This window comes from Campylobacter sp. 1569 (assembly GCF_024723675.1).
Lineage (GTDB): Bacteria > Campylobacterota > Campylobacteria > Campylobacterales > Campylobacteraceae > Campylobacter_D > Campylobacter_D jejuni_C.
The window spans coordinates 1-1,018 of the sequence record NZ_JANQDB010000047.1 but is presented as its reverse complement, the minus strand read 5'-3'; the positions used below and the strand labels follow the sequence as shown (position 1 = coordinate 1,018).

At 22.5% G+C, this 1,018-nt stretch carries 1 pseudogene; it reads left to right on the top strand.

The annotated features are described in order from the left end of the window. A pseudogene (locus tag CAMP5060_RS08105) lies at positions 1 to 893 on the top strand (glycosyltransferase family 2 protein); the annotation flags it as partial. Between the last annotated feature and the right edge of the window lie 125 nt (positions 894 to 1,018).

Below are 1,018 nucleotides of genomic sequence, written 5' to 3'. Positions count from 1 at the left end.
ATAGACCTTTATATGATAAAGTCAAAAAAAAACATATTAGTCAAATGACTTATTTTGATTATAAAGATGAAATTGTTATTACTTCTAAAGAATGGTTAGAGAAAGCTAGAGAAAGAAAGCTTTTTTATTTTTGGTTTGCTTGGCAAGGTATGATCAATTTTAATTTTTTAAAAAATATAAAATTAAAATTTATTAATGGGATTTTTGCAGAAGATTGTCATTTTGGAGTGTTATTATTTGCATTAAGTAAAAATATTTATATATTTCCAAAGCAAATATATGTTTATCGCTTAAGAGAGCTAAGCTCTATGAATTTTACTAATAAAAAATGGATAATACATCCTAATTCACATCTAAAAAAAATAGATATTTTTGAGAATTCAAATACGACTAGGTTATATTATGAAAGTGCAAGTTGGATACAAATTGCATTAGATTTTATTAGATTTATTAATTCTGATCATCATTTAAGTGAAGATGTAAAAATACATTTTTTACCAGTAGTTTGCAATAAAGCTTTAACTTTACAAAAAATCGATAAAGATCCATTGTATTTGAAAAAATACACTAAAAATTTAAAAATATATATACAAAATCAACCTTTAGGGGCTGTTGATAGGGTAAGAGAATATTTTTCATACAAACTTGCAAAAGAATTTTCCAAAAAGAAAGGTATGCTGAAATTAACATTACCTTTTAGTATTGTTAGAGTATCCTTGCGATATCAAAAAGAGGTTAAAGAATATAAAAAAAATATTAAAAGAAATTTTTTAAATAAAAGGTTACCGTTAGAGTTTTATAGAGATTATCAAAAAGCCTTAGATCTTAAAAGTCAAAAATTGATTAAATTATTGTATAATATAGGTTCTAAAATTACAAAATTAAAAGGTTAGAGGTGGTTTTAAATTATAAAAAACTCAGAAAACTTAGAAATAATCCGAAATTATTTTTTAAAGATGCTATAGAGAAAAAATCAAATTGGATAAGTAGTATATATAAAAAATATCTTCCTAAAAAA